The sequence below is a fragment of the Romboutsia sp. Marseille-P6047 genome (genome assembly GCF_900604535.1).
GTDB lineage: Bacteria > Bacillota > Clostridia > Peptostreptococcales > Peptostreptococcaceae > Romboutsia_E.
This window is the reverse complement of record NZ_UWOT01000004.1, coordinates 81,399-101,457: the sequence shown is the minus strand read 5'-3', so window position 1 is coordinate 101,457 and position 20,059 is coordinate 81,399. Positions and strand designations below refer to the sequence as shown.

Genomic DNA, 20,059 nt, shown 5'->3' with positions numbered 1-20,059 from the left:
TTAATATAAAAATTAAACAAAAGGGAGAATTGATAATATGATGAATAACGCAGATATGAGAGGAATATTTAGTGCACTTTTAGTTTCTTATAATGAAGATGGAAGTATAAATGAAAAAGGACTTCGTGAAATAATAAGACACAACATAGATAATATGAAAGTTGATGGATTATATGTAGGTGGAAGTACTGGTGAAAACTTTATGCTTGGTACTGAAGAAAAGAAAAGAGTATTTGAGATAGCAAAAGATGAAGCTAAAGACCAAATAAAGTTAATAGCTCAAGTTGGTTCTATAAATGTATATGAATCAATAGAATTAGCAAAATTTGCTACAGATTTAGGATATGATGCTATATCAGCAGTTACACCTTTCTACTATAAATTCTCATTTAATGAAATAAAAGATTATTACAACACAATAATAGATAGCGTAGATAATAGATTAATAATATACTCTATACCATTCTTAACAGGAGTAGATATGAGTGTAGAACAATTTGGTGAGTTATTTGAAAATGAAAAAATAATAGGTGTTAAGTTTACAGCAGCTGACTTCTATTTATTAGAAAGATTAAGAAAGGCTTATCCAAATCATTTAATTTATGCAGGATTTGATGAAATGATGTTACCAGCTACAGTACTTGGAGTAGATGGTGCTATAGGTTCTACTTTCAATGTAAATGGTATAAGAGCTAGACAAATATTTGATTTAGCAAGAGAAGGTAAAATTTCAGAAGCTAGAGAAATACAACATGTAACTAATGATTTAATAACTGCAATACTTTCAAATGGATTGTATGCAACACTAAAAGAATTATTAAAATTAAGTGGTGTAGATGCTGGATATTGCCGTAAGCCAATGGCTTTAACTACAGAAGCACAAGTAAAAGAAGCTAAAAATATATTTGATAAATATGTAAAAGAAGTAGATATAGTTAACGCTTAATCTGATTTAAAGAGAAAAGTATTAACTTAAAACTTAATAATACTTTTCTCTTAAAATATATTAAAGAATCTAAAATAAATTTGTAGGGGGAAGTAAAATATGGGATTCACTACAATAGACTTTATTATACTAGTGGCGTATTTAGCGGCGGTATTATTTGCAGGATTACATTTTTCTAAGAAAGACATGGAAGGGAAAGAGTTCTTTAAAGGTGATGGAACTATTCCTTGGTGGGTAACAAGTGTATCGATATTTGCGACATTATTAAGTCCTATATCATTTTTATCATTAGCAGGAAACTCTTATGGTGGAACATGGATATTATGGTTTGCTCAATTAGGTATGTTAATAGCAATACCTTTAACTATAAAATTCTTCTTACCAATATACAGTAAATTAAATATAGATACAGCTTATCATTATTTAGAATTAAGATTCGGAAGTAAAGCACTTAGAGTACTTGGAGCATTAATGTTTATAGTATATCAAATAGGTAGAATGTCTATAATAATGTATTTACCATCAATGGTACTTGCTAATTTAACAGGAATAAATGTAAACTTATTAATAATAGTAATGGGTGTTATAGCAATAATATATTCATATACAGGTGGATTAAAGTCAGTTTTATGGACAGACTTTATTCAAGGAAGTGTACTTTTAGTTGGTGTTACATTTGCTCTTATTTATCTATTAGCTAATATAGATGGTGGAGCAGGAGCAGTGCTTGAAACATTAAGACAAGGTAAGTTTATAGGAGCAGAAGAGGTTATATTCGATGCTAACATATTAAAAACAAGTGTATTTTTAATAGTAGTAGGTGCAGGATTTAATACTTGTTCTTCTTATATATCAAGTCAAGATATAGTTCAACGTTTCACTACAACTACAGATACAAAACAATTAAATAAAATGATGTTAACTAATGGTGCTTTATCAATATTCATAGCAACAGTGTTCTATCTTATAGGAACTGGATTATACGTGTTCTATGGACAAAACCCAGTTTTAGCTCAAACAGCTCAACAGGATCAAATATTTGCATCATATATAGCATATCAGTTACCAGTTGGTGTAACAGGTATATTACTTGCTGCAATTTATGCTGCATCTCAATCTACTTTATCAACTGGACTTAACTCAGTAGCTACAAGTTGGACATTAGATATACAAGAACGTTTAAGTAAAAAACAAATGAGCTTTAAACAACAAACAAGAATCGCTCAATACGTTTCACTTTTAGTAGGTGTAGTTGCAATAGTTGTATCTATGGTACTTGCAAATGGGGAAATAAAATCGGCATATGAATGGTTCAATGGATTTATGGGATTAGTACTAGGAGTGCTAGCTGGAACATTCGTATTAGGGGTATTTACAAAGGTTGCAAACTCAACAGGAGCATTTGCTGCATTTATAGTATCATCAATAGCTATGATAGTTATAAAATATACTATGCCAGAAGTTTCTATATGGTCTTACTCAATAATATCAATAGGAATATCTTTAATAGTAGGAATTCCTGTAAGTTATGCATCTAGAAAAATAAAAAATGATGTTAGTGTACCTGATAAAGATACAGTAATTTATGAATCATAGGAGGTATATGTATGATATTTGGTAATATAAAAAATTTACATGAATATGATTATTTACAATCTGATATAAAAAGATGTTTTGAATATGCAAATTCTAATGATTTATTAAATTACGATAAAGGAAGTCATGAAATAGATGGAGAAAACCTTTTTGTAAACATAGTAGAATATGAAACTACAGATTTTGAAAATAGATTTTGGGAAGCTCATAAAAATTATTTAGATTTACATCTTATGTTAGACGGAGAAGAACAAATAGATGTAAACTTTATAGATAATATGGAGCAAAAAGAATTCGTTGAAAAGGATGATTTTTTACCACTAGAAGGTGAAAAGAATGGTCATGTAGTACTTAATAAAGATGATTTCTTAATTTGCTATCCAAATGATGCTCATAGAACGGCGGTAAAGGTTAAAGAGCCTAAAAAAATAAAAAAAGCTATATTCAAGATAATTATTTCTAAATAAATAAAATGAGTATAAAAAGGGAGTGCATAAAGTTTTGATGCACTCCCTAAAATCATATATGAAAAAGGAGTATCTTATGAAAAAGTATATATGCATAGATGTAGGTGGCACTTCAATAAAATATGGATTATTAAATGAAGATTTAAATTTTGTAACTACAGATGAAATGAATACAGAAGCTCAAAAGGGAGGGCAAAATATACTAAATAAAATTATAGAAATTGTAAATAAATACAATAGTTTTTATGATGATATAGATGGAGTTTGTATATCTACAGCAGGAATGGTTGATTGTGAAAAAGGAGAAATTATTTATGCTTCACCTATAATTCCTAACTATACAGGAATGAAGATTAAAGAAACTATAGAGAATAAGTTTAATATAAAATGTGAGGTAGAAAATGATGTAAACTGTGCAGCTCTTGCAGAACATTTTGCAGGAGGAGCAAAGGGAAGTAAAATAAGTGTATGCTTAACCATTGGAACTGGAATAGGTGGAGCAATTATAATTAATAATGAAGTTTATCATGGAGCATTTGGTAGTGGTGGAGAAGTAGGATATATGAATATGATGGGATCTACATTCCAAGAACTAGGTGCAAGTAGTGTTTTAGTGAAAAAAGTAGCTGAATTAAAAAATGTAAGTCATGAAACTATTAATGGCAAGTATATTTTTGAAAAAGCAAAAGAAGGAGATTTAGACTGTATAAACGCTATAGATGAGATGATTGAAGTATTAGGACAAGGAATAGCTAATATTTGTTATATAATAAATCCAGAAGTAGTAGTACTTGGTGGAGGAATAATGGGGCAAAAAGAATATTTATATGATAAAATAAGAGATAGTATAGATAGAAATTTAATTCCTTTTATAGCAAAGAAAACGAAATTAGAGTTTGCTGTAAATCAAAATAAAGCGGGTATGTTAGGTGCTTATTTTAATTTTATAAATATGCAAAAAAGAAAAGTTAAAGATGTAGTATCTTACTAAAGGAGAGGAAATCATTTATGAAGGAGTATCAAAAAAGCATAATACCTCATGTAGAATCATTATATGATAGCTTTACGCCATCTGAAAAGACTATTGCAGATTTTTTTATACGAAATACTGAAGAGGTTGATGTTTCATCAAAAAATTTATCCAAGAAGTTGTTTGTATCAGAAGCATCTATATCTAGGTTTGCAAAAAAGTGTGGATTTGATGGATATAGAGAATTTATTTTTGTATATAAGCAAAGTTTTGAGAAAAGTACTCCTAATATAACTACTAGTTACACTAAACAAGTTTTAAATACTTATGAAGAGCTTTTAAATAAAAGTTACACGTTAATAGATGAAAAACAGATGCAAAGAATTGTAGATATGATTTCTAATAAGAAAAGGATATATATTTATGGTCGAGGTAGTTCGGGTCTTGTTGCACAAGAGATGAAGTTAAGACTTATGAGATTAGGGGTAAATGTAGAAGCCATATCAGATAGTCATATAATGAAGATGAATTCTGTTTTAATGGATAATGAGTGTTTAGTAATAGGAATTAGTATTAGTGGTAATACGAAAGAGGTTATTAACTCTTTAAAAGAAGCACATAGAAGAGGTTCTAGTATAGTTTTAATAACTTCAAAGCAAGATGAAGAAATGGATAAATATTGTGATGAAATATTATATGTTGCAGTTAAGGAACATTTAGAGAATGGAAAGGCTATTTCACCTCAGTTTCCAGTTTTAGTTATAGTTGATATTTTTTATGCTCACTTCCTTCAAAGTGATAGGCTTAGAAAAGAGGAGCTTCATAGTAACACTCTTCATGCTCTTTATGAATAATTTAGTATAAATATAGATTTATAAGTATATATATTAAAATTTGAATTATAATTTTAATATATCAAATTAAAGGTGGTGAATTTTTATGGACATTGCATTAGATACATTTGTAATTATTGCAGATTTTGTTTTAACTTTATTTGCAGGTGATGATGTTCAAAAAGTTTCAAGATTTTTTAAGAGACAATGTTAATTTGATATAATAATTTAAAATTAGATTTTAATAAATAACTATATTTTAGAATTTAAAATATAATAAATTCTAAGGTATAGTTATTTTTATGCTATAAAGTTAAGTAAAGGATGTTAGAATATAATGATTTAATTTATTTAGTTAATAAGTCAAAAATAGAAAGTAAATATATAATTCATTTTGGAATATAGTGATAATATATTGGATGGTCTTAATAAGAAGTGCCTAGTTTATATTCTGTGATCATATGAAGTATAAGTATAGTTAACGTGAAATATAAATATACTTAAATAATGAATTAAAAATAACTATACTTAGAATTAAGATAGTTTAAATTCTTAGGTACAGTTATTTCTTATATGATAAAATTATTTAATTTTTATTATTTTACTTTTTCATAATCATTAACAGACTCATAGTCATCTTCATTTAAAAGACTAGAAGCTTCTTTATCAAGTATCATTATAACATCATGATGAAGTAGTAATATAGAAGAAGGAACTTGTGGAGTTACTTGACCATGAACAGTATCATATATAGCCTTTGCTTTATTTTTTCCACTAGCTAAAAGTAATATCTTTTTACTTTTAAATATAGAACCTATTCCCATAGTAACAGCTTTTGTAGGAACTTCGTCTAAGCTATTAAAAAATCTAGCATTAGCTTCTCTTGTAGACTCATCTAAAGTTACAACATGAGTACCTTTATTAAAGTTTATAGTAGGCTCATTAAATCCTATATGAGCATTGTTTCCTATACCTAAAACTTGTATATCAATACCACCACTATTATTTATACTTTCATCATAAGAGATACATTCATTTTCAATATCACTTGCAAGTCCATCTGGTATATGAATATTTTCTCTAGGTATATTTACATGGTTAAAAAAGTTTTCATCCATAAAATAATGGTAGCTTTGAATATTATCAACCGGAAGTTTATAATATTCATCTAAGTTGAAAGTTTTTACTTTTGCAAAATCTATTAAACCTTCTTCGTACATTTTTATTAAGTTTTTATACATACCCACAGGAGTACTACCTGTAGCAAGACCTAGTATAGAATTAGGTTTTAATATAATTTGACTCCCTACTATTTGTGCTGCTTTTTTGCTTAATGATTCATAATTTTCACAAACTATTATTCTCATATTAAAATACCTCCCAATTTTGATAATTTATAAATATATTTATTGATTTAAATTATTAAAAATTATTTCCCCTTGTGAAATGCTCATATAGCAATTCATTTCTTCATCAAATAGAGCTATATCAGCATCTTTATTTATTTCTAAGCTTCCTTTTTTATCATCAATATTTATTGATTTAGCAGGATTAAGAGAAGCTAGATTAATTGCTTCATATATAGATATATCTGTATTCTTCATAAAGTTATAAACACCTTTATTCAAAGTTAAGACACTTCCTGCTAAATTACCAGAAGCAAGTCTTGCTGCATTATCTTTTACAAAAACATCTTGGCCACCTAAATCATACTTACCATCTGCCATACATCCAGCTCTCATAGAATCTGTAACTAAAACTAATTTATCTTTTCCTTTATTATCAATAACAAATTGATATAAATCAGGATTAACATGTATATTGTCACAAATCATCTCACAGTAAACATCAGTCGTAAGAGCTGCTCCAACTACACCCATCTCTCTATGATTTAAAGGAGTCATAGCATTAAATAAATGAGTTATATTAGAGGCACCATGAGATATAGAAGATTTAGCTTCATTATAAGTTGCATTAGTGTGAGCTAGAGATAAAACAATATCCGTTTTCTCTTTAACTTCTTTTGTAAAATTAAAATCTAAATCTATTTCAGGTGAATAAGAAATTACCTTAATAACATCTGTATAATTTTCTATAAAAGAGAAACTTGGAGATTGAATATATTTATTATTTTGAGCGCCTTTATATTTATTATTTATAAAAGGTCCTTCAAGATGGGCACCAACTACCTGAGCACCATTATATTTTCTATTCATAAGTTTTCTTATGTTATCTAAAGCACTATAAATATCATCTTTATCCATAGTCATGGTAGTTGGTAAAAATGAAGTAACTCCTGTTTTCTTTATACTTTCTCCTATAATTTGAACAGCCCTATCATCTTTATCCATAGTATCGAAATTATTGCTACCATGAATATGAATATCTATAAGACCAGGAGAAACATAAAGACCATTTGCATCTATAATTTCTATATCTTTATCAACTTCATCACAAAAATCTACTATTTTTTCATCAAATAAAAGTATTTTGTCTTCTATAACTTTATCTTTTGTTATTATTTTTCCATTAATGATTGCTTTCATAATATTCCCCCTAATTTTTAATATTCATTAAGTATAATTTCGTATTGATGCTTACTTGTTATAAATAAAGAACTAGTATATTCTAGAACCTCATCTTTATCAGTAAAAACAACCCTGTCAATTTTTAATCCAAGAGTGGATAAGTCTACATTTAAAAGCTTTGATTCAGATTTATTTAACATAATAGGATTTATTACCTGTCTAGCTTGTTGAGTTTTATGCATGTACTTTTCTCTATATAGTTTATATAAAGAATTTTCCTCTACAAGAGACTTACTTAAGCCTGGACACATATACTTTGGAATATATATTTTTTCAAGTATAGTAGGCTCATCATCAACAAATCTGATTCTCTCTATTTGAAAAACTAAAAGGTTATCATCTTTTAGCTTTAAGTATTCATTAACTTTATTGCTAGGTTTTGATAATTCAAATTTTAAAATTTCATTTCTTACATTAAGATTATTATACTTTGCTATTTCTGTAAAACCTTGCATTCTTTCATAAGTAAGCTTTTGCTTCTTATAAGAAACAAAGGTGCCTTTGCCTTGGCGTCTTTCTAAAATTCCTTCGTTTACTAAATGCATAATTGCTTTATTAACAGTCATTCTGCTTATATCTTGAATTTTGCAAATATCCCTTTCAGACATTAAGTAATGTCCTTCTTGCAGTTCTTTATTATTAATCATTTCCTTTATTATTTCTGATAACTGAATATATAGAGGTATTTGTGCGTTTTTATCTACTAATTTCATATTTACCACCTTTATGGTATATACCAAATGGTATATACCAATTTTATAATTTAATTATATGATTAAAGTACTTAAAAATCAAGTTTATAAAAGAATATTTACATAAATTTATCTAAGCTTGAATAAGAGTTAACAAAAATAAACTATTTATTAACTTAGCCTCCATTGTTAGAGGAATTTTATAAATGTATAATTTAAATACAAGCAAAGAAATATATTTAAGATATTAAAAAGGAGAAATTTATGGAATTATCTATTGGTGAGGTTATATATAAATTAAGAAAAGAAAGAGGAGTCACACAAGAAGTATTAGCAAAAGCTGTAGGTGTTTCAGTTGCGGCAGTTTCTAAATGGGAAAGTAAAAATTCCTATCCAGATATAACTATACTTCCTTCTATTGCTAGATACTTTAATACTACAATAGATAAACTTTTAAGTTATGAAATTGAAATCTCTAATGAAGAAGTTATGAATATAATGAAAGAATGTGCAAGTTTATTTGAAAAAAATAGTCCTGAGAATGCAATGAAAGTTTGTGAATCTTATATAAGACAATATCCAAACAGTATGTTTTTAAAATTTAGAGCAGGTTCTTTATATATGATGTCTATACCTAGTGCATCTAGTGAAGATGAAGCTGAAAATATGTTAAATAGAGCGATAGAATTGTTAGAAGTATCATCTCAAAGTGAAGAATTAGAAATTATCGAAACATCTAAATATATTTTAAGTTCACTATATACAATGAAAAATGAATTTGAAAAAGCTGAAGAAGTAATATTAAGTTTACCTAAAGTAAGTATGGATAGAGATGATATGCTAATTGGACTATACATTAATCAAGATAGAGTAGATGATGCAAAAGAAATTTTAAAGAATTTAACGTATAAAAGAGTAAATAGTGTATTAACTTGTTTAAATTATTACACAACTATATACTTAAAAGAAGATATATCTAAAGCAAAAGAAATTTTAGACATACAAGATAAAGTTATAAAAGTTTTTGGTTTAGATGATATATGTGGAATAGGTAATAATATGACAGCTTCTCATATACATGCTAAAGATAAGAACATGGAAAAGACATTAGAAGCTATTGAAAACATAATAGAAAGTGCAGGAGGGGATTATAATTTAGATAATCATATTTTATTTGATGGAGTAAAATTATTTGAGGGAGTACATTCAAAAGAGTATATAGTTTTAAATCTAAAAAAACTTTTAGATGAAAGTATATATGATTTTATAAGAAATGAAGATAAGTACAAAGAAATACTAAGTAAGATAGACGAATTTGGTAAATAAAAGGGGAAATAAATGAAAGAAATTATAGAAGTCTTAATTGGCTTAACATGTGTGTTCTTTATTGGATTTTTAATATCACTATATAATAGCGTAAGGAAAAATAAAAAAATAAAAAAGAAAATAATTGAAAATTACGGTAAAAAAATAGATATAGATGAAGTTGATTTGAAATTTGAAAGTGTATCAAGTTATCACAAGAATAAAGTTAATGATAATATAGAAAGTAAAGATTATAACACAATTGATGATATAACATGGAATGATCTTAATATGAATGATGTATTTAAAAAAATAAATAATACACAAAGTACTGCTGGAGAAGAAGTTCTTTATGACATATTAAGAAGTTCAATTCATAATGAAGAAATTTTAAATAAGAGAGAAATATTAATATCATACTTTGTAAATAATCCAGATAATAGATTTAATATTCAATATACATTATCAAAATTAGGATACAGTAAAGAGTTATACACTTCTAATTGTTTATTCAATAATGGATATGATAACAAGAATAAATTATTAAGATATCAATTATTAGGAAAGTTACCCTTTGCTAGTTTGATTTTAATAATTATTAATCCTTATTTTATCTTCTTAACAATAGGATTTATTTGTTTAAATATTTATATTTCAATTAATGAAGGTAGAAAAAATTATAATACAGAAGGTTTACATATTTGATAAAGGTTTCTAATATTGCTAGAAAAATTAAAAATCTAAATATAAAATTTGTAGATGAAAATTTAAATAATATAAACGAAGATTTAAAGAAGATTAAAAGAATAAGAAGAAAAAATATTGGAACAGATCCAAATTCTTTAGTTTCAGAATTAAATGTTTTTAGTGAATATACTAAGATGTTATTTTTATCAGAGCTTATAACTTATGAAAAAGTTAAGAAAAATATTGGTAAGAATAGAGAGTATCTTAAAAATATATTTGAATATGTAGGTACAATAGATGCATTAATTGGGGTTGCATCTTTTAGAGAAAGTTTAGATTATTTTACAATACCAAACTTGACTAAAAGAAAAAACTATATAGAATTTAAAGAAATGTATCATCCATTAATTCAAAACCCTGTAACTAATAGTGGAAGTTTTGAAAAAAGTGCATTGATAACTGGGTCAAATGCATCTGGAAAATCAACATTTATAAAATCAGTAGCCATAAATGCAATTCTTGCTCAAAGTATAAATACTTGTTGTGCAAAAGAATATAATGGTTCTTATTTTAAGGTATATACATCAATGGCACTTAAGGATGATGTATTAAGTAAGGAGAGTTACTATATAGTAGAAATAAAATCATTAAAAAGAATCTTAGATTCAATAGATGATAATATACCTACCTTATGTTTTGTTGATGAGATTTTAAGAGGAACTAATACAATAGAGCGTATAGCATCTTCAAGTGAGGTCCTTAGTAGTTTAAGTGAAAATAACTGTACATGTTTTGCGGCAACTCATGATATAGAGCTTACCTATTTATTAGAGGATAAGTTTGATAATTATCATTTTGAAGAAAATATAACTGATAATGATATTAAATTTGATTCTAAGTTATATAGTGGAAGAGCTCAAAGTAGGAATGCTATAAAGTTATTAGGATTTATGGGATATAGTGAGGATATAGTAAGTCGAGCTAAGGAAAGAGCAGAGATGTTTGTAGCAACAGGAAAATGGTAACTATATTATTTTTATAATAAAAGGTGTATAAACTTATATTTATACACCTTTTAGTTTTATTAAACTTATTTTTTACAACCTTTTTTAGGTTCTTTAATTCCTTTATAAACTTCATAAGCTCCTACTAAAAGCAAAAATCCACCAAATATTTTTCTTAGAATTTCAGAACTTAGATAATTAGCTAAAAAGGAACCAAATACAGCACCAATAACTCCAAAAACAGCTATAGGAGCCACCAAACTAAATTCAACTTTTTTATTTTTTATATGTATTATAAGAGCAAAAATAGTCATAGGAATAGATGATAGTAAATTAACACTTTGTGCAATCTTGGGATTTATAGATGCAAATAAAACTAAAGCAGGTATTAAAATAGTTCCACCGCCCATACCCATACCACCTATAATTCCAGCGAAAAATCCGATTATACCAATTAACATACTAGAACACCATCCTTAAGGCTGCGATTATCATAACAATTCCAAAAGAAATTCGAAGAAATTTACCCGTAACCTTACATAATAATTTTGCACCAATAATACCACCTATAATACTTCCTATAGCTGCTTGTATAGTTAATTTTATATCGTAAGTACCTTTTGAAATATAAATTATAGAACTTGTAGTTGATAAAAATATTATTATAGCAAGAGCTGTTGCATGAGATTTATGTTCTTCAACTTTTAAGAAGTTATTTAAAATAGGAACTAAAAGAGTACCTCCTCCAGAACCAAAAACACCATTTATAAAACCAGTAAATAAACCGATTACTGTATTTTTTATATTAAAGTTAAAATATTTACTCTTTATAATTATCACCTTCCTTAAAATCTAGTTTGTACATAATTATTGAATTATATTTATATTGAAGTGGTAAAACTTAATATATAAATCTTTTTATAAAATAAATTGGAATACTAGATTATGGAAATCATTAAAAATTATGTGCTATAATTATTTCAGATGAAAAATAGGGAGGAATAATAACAATGGACGCAAGTTTAAAAACAGATATAGAGTTAAAAATAGAAAAAACTGTACAATGGCTTAGAGATAAAGTTGAAGAAGCTAATTGTAAAGGTTTAGCTGTAGGGGTTTCTGGAGGAATAGATTCTGCAGTTGTTTCTTATCTTATAAAAAAGGCTTTTCCAGATAATTCAATAGGGGTAATAATGGAGATAAAAAGTAATCCTCAAGATAAAAAAGATGCTTTAAAAGTTATAAATGGATGCGGGATAAAACATATTGAGCTTGATTTAACTGATGAGCAAGAATGTATATTAAACAAAGTAATGGGTCAACTAAAAGAAGTTGGGGTATACAATGAAAATAATCAAACAATATCAGATGCAAACTTAAGAGCTAGAGTTAGAATGAGTACTCTTTATACTGTAGCAAATAATTTAAACTATTTAGTTGTAGGAACTGATAATGCAGCTGAAGTTTATACAGGATACTTCACAAAATACGGAGATGGTGGAGTTGATTTAGTACCTATAGCAAATATAACTAAAGCAGAAGTTTATGAATGGGCAAAAGTATTAGGTGTTCATGAAGATATAATAAACAAAGCGCCATCAGCAGGACTTTGGGATGGACAAACTGATGAAAAAGAAATGGGAACTACATATAAAATGATAGATGCAGTTGTAGAAGGAAGATTAGATGAAGTTCCACAAAAAGACTTAGAGGTAATAGAAAGATTACATAGAATAAGTGCACATAAGAGAGCGGTTGCACCTGCACCACCTAAGTTCTAATTTACTAAAATAATTATTTGTGATAAAATTTATAGGTAAATTACAATTAAACTATTAAATTATACGGAATACATTAAGCTATATTTAATATATTCTATAAAATAAAGGAGTGGCATTATGGGACGTATAGGAAACATAATCAACAGAAAAGGTAAACAAGACGCTAAAAGAGCGAAAATATTCACTAAGCATGCTAGAGCAATAGCTGTTGCAGCTAAAGAAGGTGGACCAGATCCAGAATACAATGCAGCACTTAAAACTGCTATAGAAAAAGCTAAAGCTGATAACATGCCTAATGATAACTTAGAAAGAGCTATAGCAAAAGGAGCAGGCGGTGGAGCTAACGAAAACTTCGAAACTATAGTTTATGAAGGATATGGACCAGGAGGAGTTGCAGTTATAGTTGAAACTTTAACTGATAACAAAAACAGAACAGCTGGTAACGTAAGATACTACTTCGATAAGAACGGTGGTAACTTAGGAACAAGTGGATGTGTATCATTCATGTTCGATAACAAAGGACAAATATTAATAGAAGCTAACGATGATGTTACTGAAGATGAATTAATGGAAATAGCTTTAGAAGCTGGAGCGGAAGATTTCATAGCTGAAGAAGATGGATATGAAGTTGTAACTGCACCAGAAGATTTTGCAGCAGTTAGAGATGAATTAGCAGCTAAAGGATATGAATTCATATCTGCACAAGTTAAGTTAATACCTCAAACTACTACAGAATTAACTGATGAAACTCAATTAAAGAACATGAACAAGTTAGTTGATATGTTAGAAGATGATGACGATGTTCAAAATGTTTACCATAACTGGGAAATAGCTGAGTAATTTATAAAGATCAGTCATACCAATGGTTTGAAGGCGATATAATTGATGAATGATTGTGAAAATTACAATTGTTATGACAAATATTTGATATTTCGTATGAAAATATAATGAAATACATTTAGAGTGTTAAGATAAACCAAAACACCTCTAATTATGATGTATAGAGAAATCTATATTAAATAATTAGAGGTGTTTTTGCGTATAGATAATGTTTATAAAGAATATATTTACGAAATTAAAATTAGAAATTATACGAATAGAACAATTAAGGGATATAAAAATAACCTAAATAAATTTTTTACTTATTGCTATAAAGAAGAATATTGATTAAATATTGCTAAAAAAGTTGAGTTTTTAAGGTAAAAAACTATAATAAGATATGTTATCGTGTACATAATAAGCTTCTTTATTTTTTTGTATTTATAAATCGTTTTTTAAAAAAAGAGCTTTTTGGGGCATTTAGCAACACAATGTGTGCAACGAACACAAATATTATGATCAATACTCCAATTTTTATCTTTTCTAGAAACAGTTATTGCGTTAACCGGACATGTTTTTTCGCATAAAGTACAATGAGTACATTTATTGCGGTTATATGATATTTGTCCTCTAGATTCAAATAATTTTCTTAATACCTTAAGTTGTGCTATTTTTCTTTTGAAATTTGCCATATTTACGTTCTCCTATATTAAATGATATATATAATTAAGTTTTACTAGAAATAATTCTGTGTTATAATTATTATGTTTCCTTGGAAACAATACGATACTACTACAATAATGTTTCCTTGTCATCATTATTCGATGAATTATCTAAATTGTATTTACTAAAAATAATAAAGTTATTCAAATAGCTATAAATATTAGGAGGATGTAAATTTGAATATAAATAGATAAAGAAATCATATCTGAAATGGATGTTTTATTTGCAAAAGCTGAAGAAAGAAAAAATTTAGTTAACGAGAAAATTTTGAATCAAATAATTAAGAGAAATTGTGCTTTAAAGGATATTTCAATTACAGAATTTCATGTAATCTCATGTATTGGAAATGAAAAAGAAGTTAATGGAATTAAAATTTCTGAGAAATAGGAATGACTAGAAGTGGTGTTTCTAAAGTTGTATCAAGTTTAATAAAAAAAGAACTTATTACATCCTATAAAGATGATGTAAATAAAAAGAAAATTTTCTATAAATTAACACCTTTAGGTGAAACGATTAATGAAATACACAATGATAAGCATGAAGAAAGAGATAGAGAACTTATCAATAGAGTTAATAAATATACTAAACAAGAGAAAGATATAATACTAAAGTTTATAATCGGAATTATTTCTATCCAATAATTATATGGGTTTGATATAAAGTATATTCCAATTTCTTTATTTTCATAGCATATACAATCCATATCTTTACGTAGATTATATGCCCTTCAAAAACTTCTACTCATAATGCTATATGGAATTCATTATCTCCTAAGTTATACGGTCTGTCCCAATCTCTAAGCCATATCAATTCTAATTCATGAGTGGTTTCACCATCTCCTAAATATACTAATATAAAACTTCCACCTTCGGCTACTTTTTTATTAGTTTCTTTTAATCCTAATGCTTTTTCATAAAATTCAAGACTCTTTCAAGATTTAACACATTAAAATTGTTATGACAAAATTTAAATTTCATTTGTATATCATCCAAATTTCTTCTTATTTTTAGATTATATATATCAATTAGTCAATGAAAATAAACATATTATATCTATAGGGACATTTATCCATTCTTATTCATTGCTAAAATAGGTATAAATTTATCTGATAATTTTTTAGATTTACTTAAAAGAGAAATGTAGATGATATCAAATACGGAACAAAAAATACCACAAACTAAAACAAGTGTATTATACTCTAATATTCCAAATAAAATAGTCGGAGCTAATGTTCCAATCCACTTAGCATAAGCTAGTACTAAAGATTGTCCATTCATATTTCCCCTTTTTATATACATATCTATAAACATTACTGACATAAGTAAATTTTGTAAAAAGGCAGAGTATTTTGCTCCCATTATAAATCCAAATTCTTTTATGAATACGTACTGTAAAGCAAAGCAACATATTATAACTAACATAGTCCATGCAGGGAAATACTTTTGATTTATTGATTTAGGAAACTCATTTTTACCATATTTAAAATAAGTAAATAATATAATTATATCTAGAATTACCCATGATGCATTAAAATATGCCTGAATTAAATTTAGACCCTCTAAAGGACCATGAGCAGCTAGAAATATATCCGAAAAACTATAAATAGCTTCCCATGCAAGGTTTAGCCCTAATGCGAATAAAGGCATTGCATATGTCTTTTCTTTAAAGCCTAATCTAATACATTCCTCATAAACAATAATCCAACCTATACAACTCAAAACAGTTAAAAATGTTTCCATTAAGTTCTACCTCCATAAATAACCAAAATATTGACATGTGTCTAAGTTATGCTATGATTATAAAAACAACATTTACACATGTCAATATTATTGAGATAAGTTAGACATTTAAGGAGGTTATGTCTATGTATAAAGGGAAGAATCCAACAGCATTGCAATCACAGGAAATGATTATTAAAGGGATGCTTTCTATAATGGAAACTAAATCATTTGAATCAATAACGATAAAAAGTATATGTGAATATGCGCTTGTATCACGACAAACATTTTATTCACTTTTTGATTCTAAAGAGGAGGTACTGGAACTTCATTTTGATAAAATGTTTAAATTATTTATAGAAAGATTCACTAGTAAAAATATTAATACGATAAGTGATATATGTTTTGAATTTATGACATATATCGAGGGCGATAAAGATTTTATTGAATTACTTGTCAATAATAATTTAACATATATAATGACAGTGAAATTTGAGCAATATCTTATTAAAATAGGACGGATATTAAATGATGATAATAAATATATGCATGAATATGCAATGGCATTTATGGCTGGTGCTTTAGTTGAAATTATAGCTAGATATATAAGAAATGGAGAGAATATAGAACCAGAGAATCTTGCATTTCTTATAGAAAAGATATTAAAGGGTGAATATTTTATAATTCGCTAGGATTATTTATTACTATTAACTCCTCCTTAAAATACATTTAAAATATTATAGTAAAAGTTATGATTTTTGAACAATATAAAAAGTGTCACTACTGTACCGTATAGATACTCTAGTAAGTGTTCAAAAAACGTAGGTATATTACAATACCGTCAAAACAAATTGCCAAATATAAAACTGAACAAAAATAAATAAAAATATAAAAATGTAAAAAACACTATCTATTATTTTTTAACTATGCTATAATAATATTTGTAGAGATACACAAATAATTTAAAAGAGACCTAGAAATAGGTTCACAGGAGTAATTTTTAATGAATAATGGAATAGTAAAATGGTTTAACAATGAAAAAGGATTTGGTTTCATATCAGTAGAAGGTGGAGATGATGTATTCGTACATTTTTCAGCTATACAAACTGATGGGTTTAAATCATTAGAAGAAGGTCAACAAGTAAACTTTAATATAGTTAAAGGTGCTAGAGGTCCTCAAGCAGAGAATGTAACTATATTATAATATATATATGTTCGTGAAAAAGACACATTGCGTGTCTTTTTTTATGTTTAAATTTACAAAGGAGTTATAACTTAATTAAATATTATAACTTTTCAATTTATTTATTCTAGCTAGTCTAGGTAGGTCTATTAAAAATATAGGTTATTATGATAAAAATTTGTATGAAGAATTAAAGTGTAGAATATAAAAATAAAAAATTTAAATATGAAAAAAATAGATAATGACTTATATTTGAATGTTCATCGTTGTGCAAAAGTCATTATCTATTTCTTATTTTAAATACGATATTGTAAAAATTAAACTAATGTTTTGAATTCATATCCGTTATCTTTAAAGTATTTTATTATTTGTGGTAAAGCTTTTGCAGTTTCTTCTTTTCCGTAAGTATCATGCATTAATAAAACTACCATTTCTTTACCTTCAGAAGTTTTTATAGCTTCTTGAGTTAATTCATCAGCATTTTTTCTTCTACCTTCAGCATCTTTATTTAGAGCGTTCCAATCAATAGAAGCCATATTGTTTTCATCTAAATAAGCATCTAATGGATCCATACCTCTCCAAGACATATGTCCACCTGGGCATCTTATAACTCTTGTTGAGAAGTACTTACCAAGAGTATCTTTTAATAATTCGTCCGTTTTAGCAAAATCAGCTTTAAAAGCGTCTAAATCTAATGTTTTATTTGGATAAAGAGTTTTATAATCATGGCTGTATGAATGATTAGCTATAGCATGTCCATTAGCAAGCTCTTCTTTTAATAATTCTTTAGCTTTATCTCCACCACGTTCAATATTTTGACCAGTAACAAAGAAAGTAGCATGAACATCATTTTCTTTTAATATTCTTAAAACTTCAGGCGTAACAGTTGTAGATGTTCCATCATCAAATGTTAAAAATACAACTTTTTCTCCGTTATTAGAGTAGTCATATGAATTTAACTTTTCTTCAACCTTTTTAGCATCATATGAATACTTCTTAGCATCATTGTTACAGCCAACTATATATTTTTTCTTTTCTTCTTCTTCCTTACGTTTCTTTTCAGCTAAGGCCTTAGCTTCTTCTTCTTTACGTTTTTCCTCTAGTTTTATAGCTTGTTGTTCTTGGATGAATTTTGTAGCTGCAGAAACGACTTTAACTCCTCCAAACACAATGGTAAGTGCAACTAATAAAGTCAGAATACGATTAGGCCTTATAGATCTTTTCTTTTTTTGAGAAAAAATATTTTTATTCTTCATAATAATTACCCCCTCAATATTAATTTGTCGAATATTTATACTTATATTATATATCTTGTAGATGGGATGGTCTATTGTAGAAATACTTACAATTTTGTAACTAACTTCTATATAAAGAAATACTATATTAAATGAAAATAAAAAATGAGTATCAAAAATTTAGATACCCATTTCTTTTATTTCAATTTATTTAATTATTTGCGAAGATTACATTTGATTTACTTAATTTATTAAAGTATTTTTTAGTATAAGTAAATAGAAATTGCATCATAGGTCCTATTGTAAATATGATTATGATACTTCCAACACCAACAGGTCCTCCTAAAAGTAAAGCTATAATAAGACCACTAGTTTCAGATACTATTTTTCCAGTCATTAAAGATAATTTAAATTTAGACTTAATCGCCAGCATAAAATAATCTAAAGGGGTATTAGGTAACTCAGAAACTAGGTATATAGAAATACCTAAAGATATAATCGGTAATGAAATTAAGAATAATATAAACTCCATTGAAGATGTGCTTACATTAATTCCGTTAAATACCACAAATCCTAAATCTACAAACACACCTAAAACTAAAGACGTTATTAGTGGAGTTATTTTAGGGAATTCTTTATTTAAAATACCGCCAATAATTAAGTTTAGTACAGCAACTATATTCATACAAGTTCCAACTGATAAATTCAGATGATAGCTTACTCCTATATTAACAGCATCCCAAGGTCCTGCACCAAAGTTAGATATAGCATTTAGTGCTATACCAAGTCCCATTATACAAAGACCAACTACATAAAATAAAACTCTAAATATATTTTCTTTCTTTTTAAAGTTAAATTTATTAATCATAATATGATTCCTTTCTATTTATAATATAGATTTAATAATTTATATCCTAACATTGGATATAAATATAATCAAGTGTTTGGGTGTCTAAGCATTTGCTTAGAAAGTCATTTGATGTTGTTTAAGAAAATTTGTTGATATACAATTATATTGATATAAATATGAATATAAAGGGGGGAGTAGAGATGTATCTTTGCATTGATGATGATTTGCCGGGATGGTTAAAATTTGATTTAAAAAGAGAAGAAGGGATATGTAAATGTAAGAAAAATTTTAATATAATTCATGAAGAAATGTTAAAAACAAAGCTTAAAAGAGATGAGGAATATGAGAAATTAAATACATTTATATTTGAAGATGCTACTTATTATGTAAAATGTAGTGAGTGTGGGAAATTGTATAAGATACATATAAAATATGAAGGAAGTAAAAAAGATGATATAACGTCTATAGAAAGTATAAAAGAGATAACTCCAGAGTACATAAATCTTAATGTTAAAAGTAAAGAAAAAGAAGATGCAATTTATAATATGGGATATAAGGATTTGATAGTTGAAGTATTTAAAAGTATAGATAATGATGATAGAAAAGAAGTTCAATATAATGTAACTAATAATCAATTTATGATGCAAGTTTAAATAATTCTA

The 20,059-nt window shown here is 26.8% G+C and carries 23 protein-coding genes and 1 pseudogene; 14 read left to right on the top strand and 10 right to left on the bottom strand.

From position 1 onward, the window contains the following. The first annotated feature begins 40 nt into the window (after positions 1-40). The 5 genes from EIH23_RS05485 to EIH23_RS05465 all read left to right on the top strand — a co-directional run bounded on the left by EIH23_RS05485 (position 41) and on the right by EIH23_RS05465 (position 4,833). Positions 41-946, top strand: a complete 906-nt coding sequence (locus tag EIH23_RS05485) for an N-acetylneuraminate lyase (protein ID WP_122639386.1) — start codon at positions 41-43, stop codon at positions 944-946. 99 nt (positions 947-1,045) lie between these two features. Further along, a complete protein-coding gene (locus EIH23_RS05480; RefSeq protein ID WP_122639221.1) occupies positions 1,046-2,542 on the top strand; it encodes a sodium:solute symporter in 1,497 nt (498 codons plus the stop codon). Positions 2,543-2,553: 11 nt separating this feature from the next. Beyond that, a complete protein-coding gene (locus tag EIH23_RS05475; RefSeq protein ID WP_122639220.1) occupies positions 2,554-3,009 on the top strand; it encodes a YhcH/YjgK/YiaL family protein in 456 nt (151 codons plus the stop codon). Positions 3,010-3,085: 76 nt separating this feature from the next. Then, complete coding sequence (locus tag EIH23_RS05470; RefSeq protein WP_122639219.1) at positions 3,086-4,000, top strand: ROK family protein; 915 nt, start codon at positions 3,086-3,088, stop codon at positions 3,998-4,000. A 17-nt stretch (positions 4,001-4,017) separates the two neighbouring features. Further along, complete coding sequence (locus tag EIH23_RS05465) at positions 4,018-4,833, top strand: MurR/RpiR family transcriptional regulator (RefSeq protein WP_122639218.1); 816 nt, start codon at positions 4,018-4,020, stop codon at positions 4,831-4,833. A gap of 575 nt (positions 4,834-5,408) precedes the next feature. Here the strand turns inward: EIH23_RS05465 and nagB are convergent. The 3 genes from nagB to EIH23_RS05450 are packed head-to-tail and all read right to left on the bottom strand — an operon-like array spanning position 5,409 to position 8,113. Then, the gene (nagB, locus tag EIH23_RS05460) at positions 5,409-6,179 is read right to left on the bottom strand and encodes a glucosamine-6-phosphate deaminase (RefSeq protein WP_122639217.1); all 771 of its coding nucleotides are present in this window, start codon (positions 6,177-6,179) and stop codon (positions 5,409-5,411) included. Between the two features lie 39 nt (positions 6,180-6,218). Further along, the gene (gene nagA / locus EIH23_RS05455; RefSeq protein WP_122639216.1) at positions 6,219-7,358 is read right to left on the bottom strand and encodes an N-acetylglucosamine-6-phosphate deacetylase; all 1,140 of its coding nucleotides are present in this window, start codon (positions 7,356-7,358) and stop codon (positions 6,219-6,221) included. A 17-nt stretch (positions 7,359-7,375) separates the two neighbouring features. After that, positions 7,376-8,113 carry a GntR family transcriptional regulator gene (locus tag EIH23_RS05450; RefSeq protein WP_122639215.1) on the bottom strand — a complete coding sequence of 246 codons (738 nt, stop codon included), beginning with the start codon at positions 8,111-8,113 and terminating at the stop codon, positions 7,376-7,378. 243 nt (positions 8,114-8,356) lie between these two features. Between EIH23_RS05450 and EIH23_RS05445 the strand changes: the two genes are divergently transcribed. From EIH23_RS05445 to EIH23_RS05435, 3 genes are read left to right on the top strand one after another with little or no spacing between them, the layout of a single operon-like run. Further along, positions 8,357-9,418: a helix-turn-helix domain-containing protein gene (locus tag EIH23_RS05445; RefSeq protein ID WP_122639214.1), complete on the top strand. Its 1,062-nt coding sequence runs from the start codon at positions 8,357-8,359 to the stop codon at positions 9,416-9,418. Between the two features lie 12 nt (positions 9,419-9,430). Further along, positions 9,431-10,102: a hypothetical protein gene (locus EIH23_RS05440; protein WP_122639213.1), complete on the top strand. Its 672-nt coding sequence runs from the start codon at positions 9,431-9,433 to the stop codon at positions 10,100-10,102. Beyond that, positions 10,099-11,109 carry a MutS-related protein gene (locus EIH23_RS05435; protein ID WP_243113329.1) on the top strand — a complete coding sequence of 337 codons (1,011 nt, stop codon included), beginning with the start codon at positions 10,099-10,101 and terminating at the stop codon, positions 11,107-11,109. The genes EIH23_RS05440 and EIH23_RS05435 overlap by 4 nt, the downstream gene beginning before the upstream one ends. Positions 11,110-11,174: 65 nt before the next feature. Here EIH23_RS05435 and EIH23_RS05430 read toward each other — a convergent pair whose 3' ends face one another. Together EIH23_RS05430 and EIH23_RS05425 are read right to left on the bottom strand one after the other, a co-directional pair. Beyond that, positions 11,175-11,549, bottom strand: coding sequence for a sulfite exporter TauE/SafE family protein (locus tag EIH23_RS05430; protein ID WP_122639212.1), 375 nt, complete (start codon positions 11,547-11,549; stop codon positions 11,175-11,177). Position 11,550: 1 nt separating this feature from the next. After that, positions 11,551-11,928, bottom strand: coding sequence for a sulfite exporter TauE/SafE family protein (locus EIH23_RS05425; RefSeq protein ID WP_330566181.1), 378 nt, complete (start codon positions 11,926-11,928; stop codon positions 11,551-11,553). A 170-nt stretch (positions 11,929-12,098) separates the two neighbouring features. On the opposite strand from EIH23_RS05425, the gene nadE reads away from it, so the two are divergent. Continuing rightward, a complete protein-coding gene (gene nadE / locus EIH23_RS05420) occupies positions 12,099-12,869 on the top strand; it encodes an NAD(+) synthase (protein WP_122639210.1) in 771 nt (256 codons plus the stop codon). Between the two features lie 117 nt (positions 12,870-12,986). Continuing rightward, positions 12,987-13,709 carry a YebC/PmpR family DNA-binding transcriptional regulator gene (locus tag EIH23_RS05415; RefSeq protein ID WP_122639209.1) on the top strand — a complete coding sequence of 241 codons (723 nt, stop codon included), beginning with the start codon at positions 12,987-12,989 and terminating at the stop codon, positions 13,707-13,709. Between the two features lie 434 nt (positions 13,710-14,143). Here the strand turns inward: EIH23_RS05415 and EIH23_RS05410 are convergent, their stop codons facing one another. Continuing rightward, positions 14,144-14,380 (bottom strand): 4Fe-4S dicluster domain-containing protein, encoded by a 237-nt coding sequence (locus tag EIH23_RS05410; protein WP_122639208.1) that lies wholly within the window; start codon positions 14,378-14,380, stop codon positions 14,144-14,146. Between the two features lie 420 nt (positions 14,381-14,800). On the opposite strand from EIH23_RS05410, the gene EIH23_RS16235 reads away from it, so the two are divergent. Beyond that, positions 14,801-15,052, top strand: a complete 252-nt coding sequence (locus EIH23_RS16235) for a MarR family winged helix-turn-helix transcriptional regulator (RefSeq protein ID WP_164488995.1) — start codon at positions 14,801-14,803, stop codon at positions 15,050-15,052. Here the strand turns inward: EIH23_RS16235 and EIH23_RS17085 are convergent. After that, a pseudogene (locus EIH23_RS17085) lies at positions 15,031-15,388 on the bottom strand (VOC family protein); the annotation flags it as partial. The gene EIH23_RS16235 and the pseudogene EIH23_RS17085 sit on opposite strands and share 22 nt — an antisense overlap. Before the next feature lie 87 nt (positions 15,389-15,475). After that, entirely contained in the window at positions 15,476-16,150 is a 675-nt protein-coding gene (locus tag EIH23_RS05400; RefSeq protein WP_122639207.1) for a transmembrane-type terpene cyclase, read from the bottom strand. Between the two features lie 125 nt (positions 16,151-16,275). Here EIH23_RS05400 and EIH23_RS05395 point away from each other — a divergent pair, with 125 nt between their 5' ends. Next, complete coding sequence (locus EIH23_RS05395; protein WP_164488996.1) at positions 16,276-16,821, top strand: TetR/AcrR family transcriptional regulator; 546 nt, start codon at positions 16,276-16,278, stop codon at positions 16,819-16,821. 311 nt (positions 16,822-17,132) lie between these two features. Continuing rightward, a complete protein-coding gene (locus tag EIH23_RS05390) occupies positions 17,133-17,333 on the top strand; it encodes a cold-shock protein (RefSeq protein WP_122639205.1) in 201 nt (66 codons plus the stop codon). A gap of 296 nt (positions 17,334-17,629) precedes the next feature. Here EIH23_RS05390 and EIH23_RS05385 read toward each other — a convergent pair whose 3' ends face one another. Together EIH23_RS05385 and EIH23_RS05380 are read right to left on the bottom strand one after the other, a co-directional pair. Then, the gene (locus EIH23_RS05385; protein ID WP_122639204.1) at positions 17,630-18,568 is read right to left on the bottom strand and encodes a polysaccharide deacetylase family protein; all 939 of its coding nucleotides are present in this window, start codon (positions 18,566-18,568) and stop codon (positions 17,630-17,632) included. A gap of 190 nt (positions 18,569-18,758) precedes the next feature. Continuing rightward, entirely contained in the window at positions 18,759-19,415 is a 657-nt protein-coding gene (locus EIH23_RS05380) for a YczE/YyaS/YitT family protein (RefSeq protein ID WP_122639203.1), read from the bottom strand. A 182-nt stretch (positions 19,416-19,597) separates the two neighbouring features. Here EIH23_RS05380 and EIH23_RS05375 point away from each other — a divergent pair, with 182 nt between their 5' ends. Further along, complete coding sequence (locus EIH23_RS05375) at positions 19,598-20,050, top strand: hypothetical protein (RefSeq protein ID WP_122639202.1); 453 nt, start codon at positions 19,598-19,600, stop codon at positions 20,048-20,050. Positions 20,051-20,059: the final 9 nt, after the last annotated feature.

What these genes read in the sequence shown, in the direction of transcription:
- EIH23_RS05430 (WP_122639212.1), bottom strand. Translation starts at nt 11,549, where the DNA reads ATGTTAATTGGTATAATCGGATTTTTCGCTGGAATTATAGGTGGTATG.
- EIH23_RS05475 (WP_122639220.1), top strand. Translation starts at nt 2,554, where the DNA reads ATGATATTTGGTAATATAAAAAATTTACATGAATATGATTATTTACAA.
- EIH23_RS05380 (WP_122639203.1), bottom strand. Translation starts at nt 19,415, where the DNA reads ATGATTAATAAATTTAACTTTAAAAAGAAAGAAAATATATTTAGAGTT.
- nadE (WP_122639210.1), top strand. Translation starts at nt 12,099, where the DNA reads ATGGACGCAAGTTTAAAAACAGATATAGAGTTAAAAATAGAAAAAACT.
- EIH23_RS05415 (WP_122639209.1), top strand. Translation starts at nt 12,987, where the DNA reads ATGGGACGTATAGGAAACATAATCAACAGAAAAGGTAAACAAGACGCT.
- EIH23_RS05480 (WP_122639221.1), top strand. Translation starts at nt 1,046, where the DNA reads ATGGGATTCACTACAATAGACTTTATTATACTAGTGGCGTATTTAGCG.
- EIH23_RS05445 (WP_122639214.1), top strand. Translation starts at nt 8,357, where the DNA reads ATGGAATTATCTATTGGTGAGGTTATATATAAATTAAGAAAAGAAAGA.
- EIH23_RS05400 (WP_122639207.1), bottom strand. Translation starts at nt 16,150, where the DNA reads ATGGAAACATTTTTAACTGTTTTGAGTTGTATAGGTTGGATTATTGTT.
- EIH23_RS05375 (WP_122639202.1), top strand. Translation starts at nt 19,598, where the DNA reads ATGTATCTTTGCATTGATGATGATTTGCCGGGATGGTTAAAATTTGAT.
- EIH23_RS05465 (WP_122639218.1), top strand. Translation starts at nt 4,018, where the DNA reads ATGAAGGAGTATCAAAAAAGCATAATACCTCATGTAGAATCATTATAT.
- EIH23_RS05395 (WP_164488996.1), top strand. Translation starts at nt 16,276, where the DNA reads ATGTATAAAGGGAAGAATCCAACAGCATTGCAATCACAGGAAATGATT.
- nagA (WP_122639216.1), bottom strand. Translation starts at nt 7,358, where the DNA reads ATGAAAGCAATCATTAATGGAAAAATAATAACAAAAGATAAAGTTATA.
- EIH23_RS16235 (WP_164488995.1), top strand. Translation starts at nt 14,801, where the DNA reads ATGACTAGAAGTGGTGTTTCTAAAGTTGTATCAAGTTTAATAAAAAAA.
- EIH23_RS05470 (WP_122639219.1), top strand. Translation starts at nt 3,086, where the DNA reads ATGAAAAAGTATATATGCATAGATGTAGGTGGCACTTCAATAAAATAT.
- EIH23_RS05450 (WP_122639215.1), bottom strand. Translation starts at nt 8,113, where the DNA reads ATGAAATTAGTAGATAAAAACGCACAAATACCTCTATATATTCAGTTA.
- EIH23_RS05390 (WP_122639205.1), top strand. Translation starts at nt 17,133, where the DNA reads ATGAATAATGGAATAGTAAAATGGTTTAACAATGAAAAAGGATTTGGT.
- EIH23_RS05385 (WP_122639204.1), bottom strand. Translation starts at nt 18,568, where the DNA reads ATGAAGAATAAAAATATTTTTTCTCAAAAAAAGAAAAGATCTATAAGG.
- EIH23_RS05485 (WP_122639386.1), top strand. Translation starts at nt 41, where the DNA reads ATGAATAACGCAGATATGAGAGGAATATTTAGTGCACTTTTAGTTTCT.
- nagB (WP_122639217.1), bottom strand. Translation starts at nt 6,179, where the DNA reads ATGAGAATAATAGTTTGTGAAAATTATGAATCATTAAGCAAAAAAGCA.
- EIH23_RS05410 (WP_122639208.1), bottom strand. Translation starts at nt 14,380, where the DNA reads ATGGCAAATTTCAAAAGAAAAATAGCACAACTTAAGGTATTAAGAAAA.
- EIH23_RS05440 (WP_122639213.1), top strand. Translation starts at nt 9,431, where the DNA reads ATGAAAGAAATTATAGAAGTCTTAATTGGCTTAACATGTGTGTTCTTT.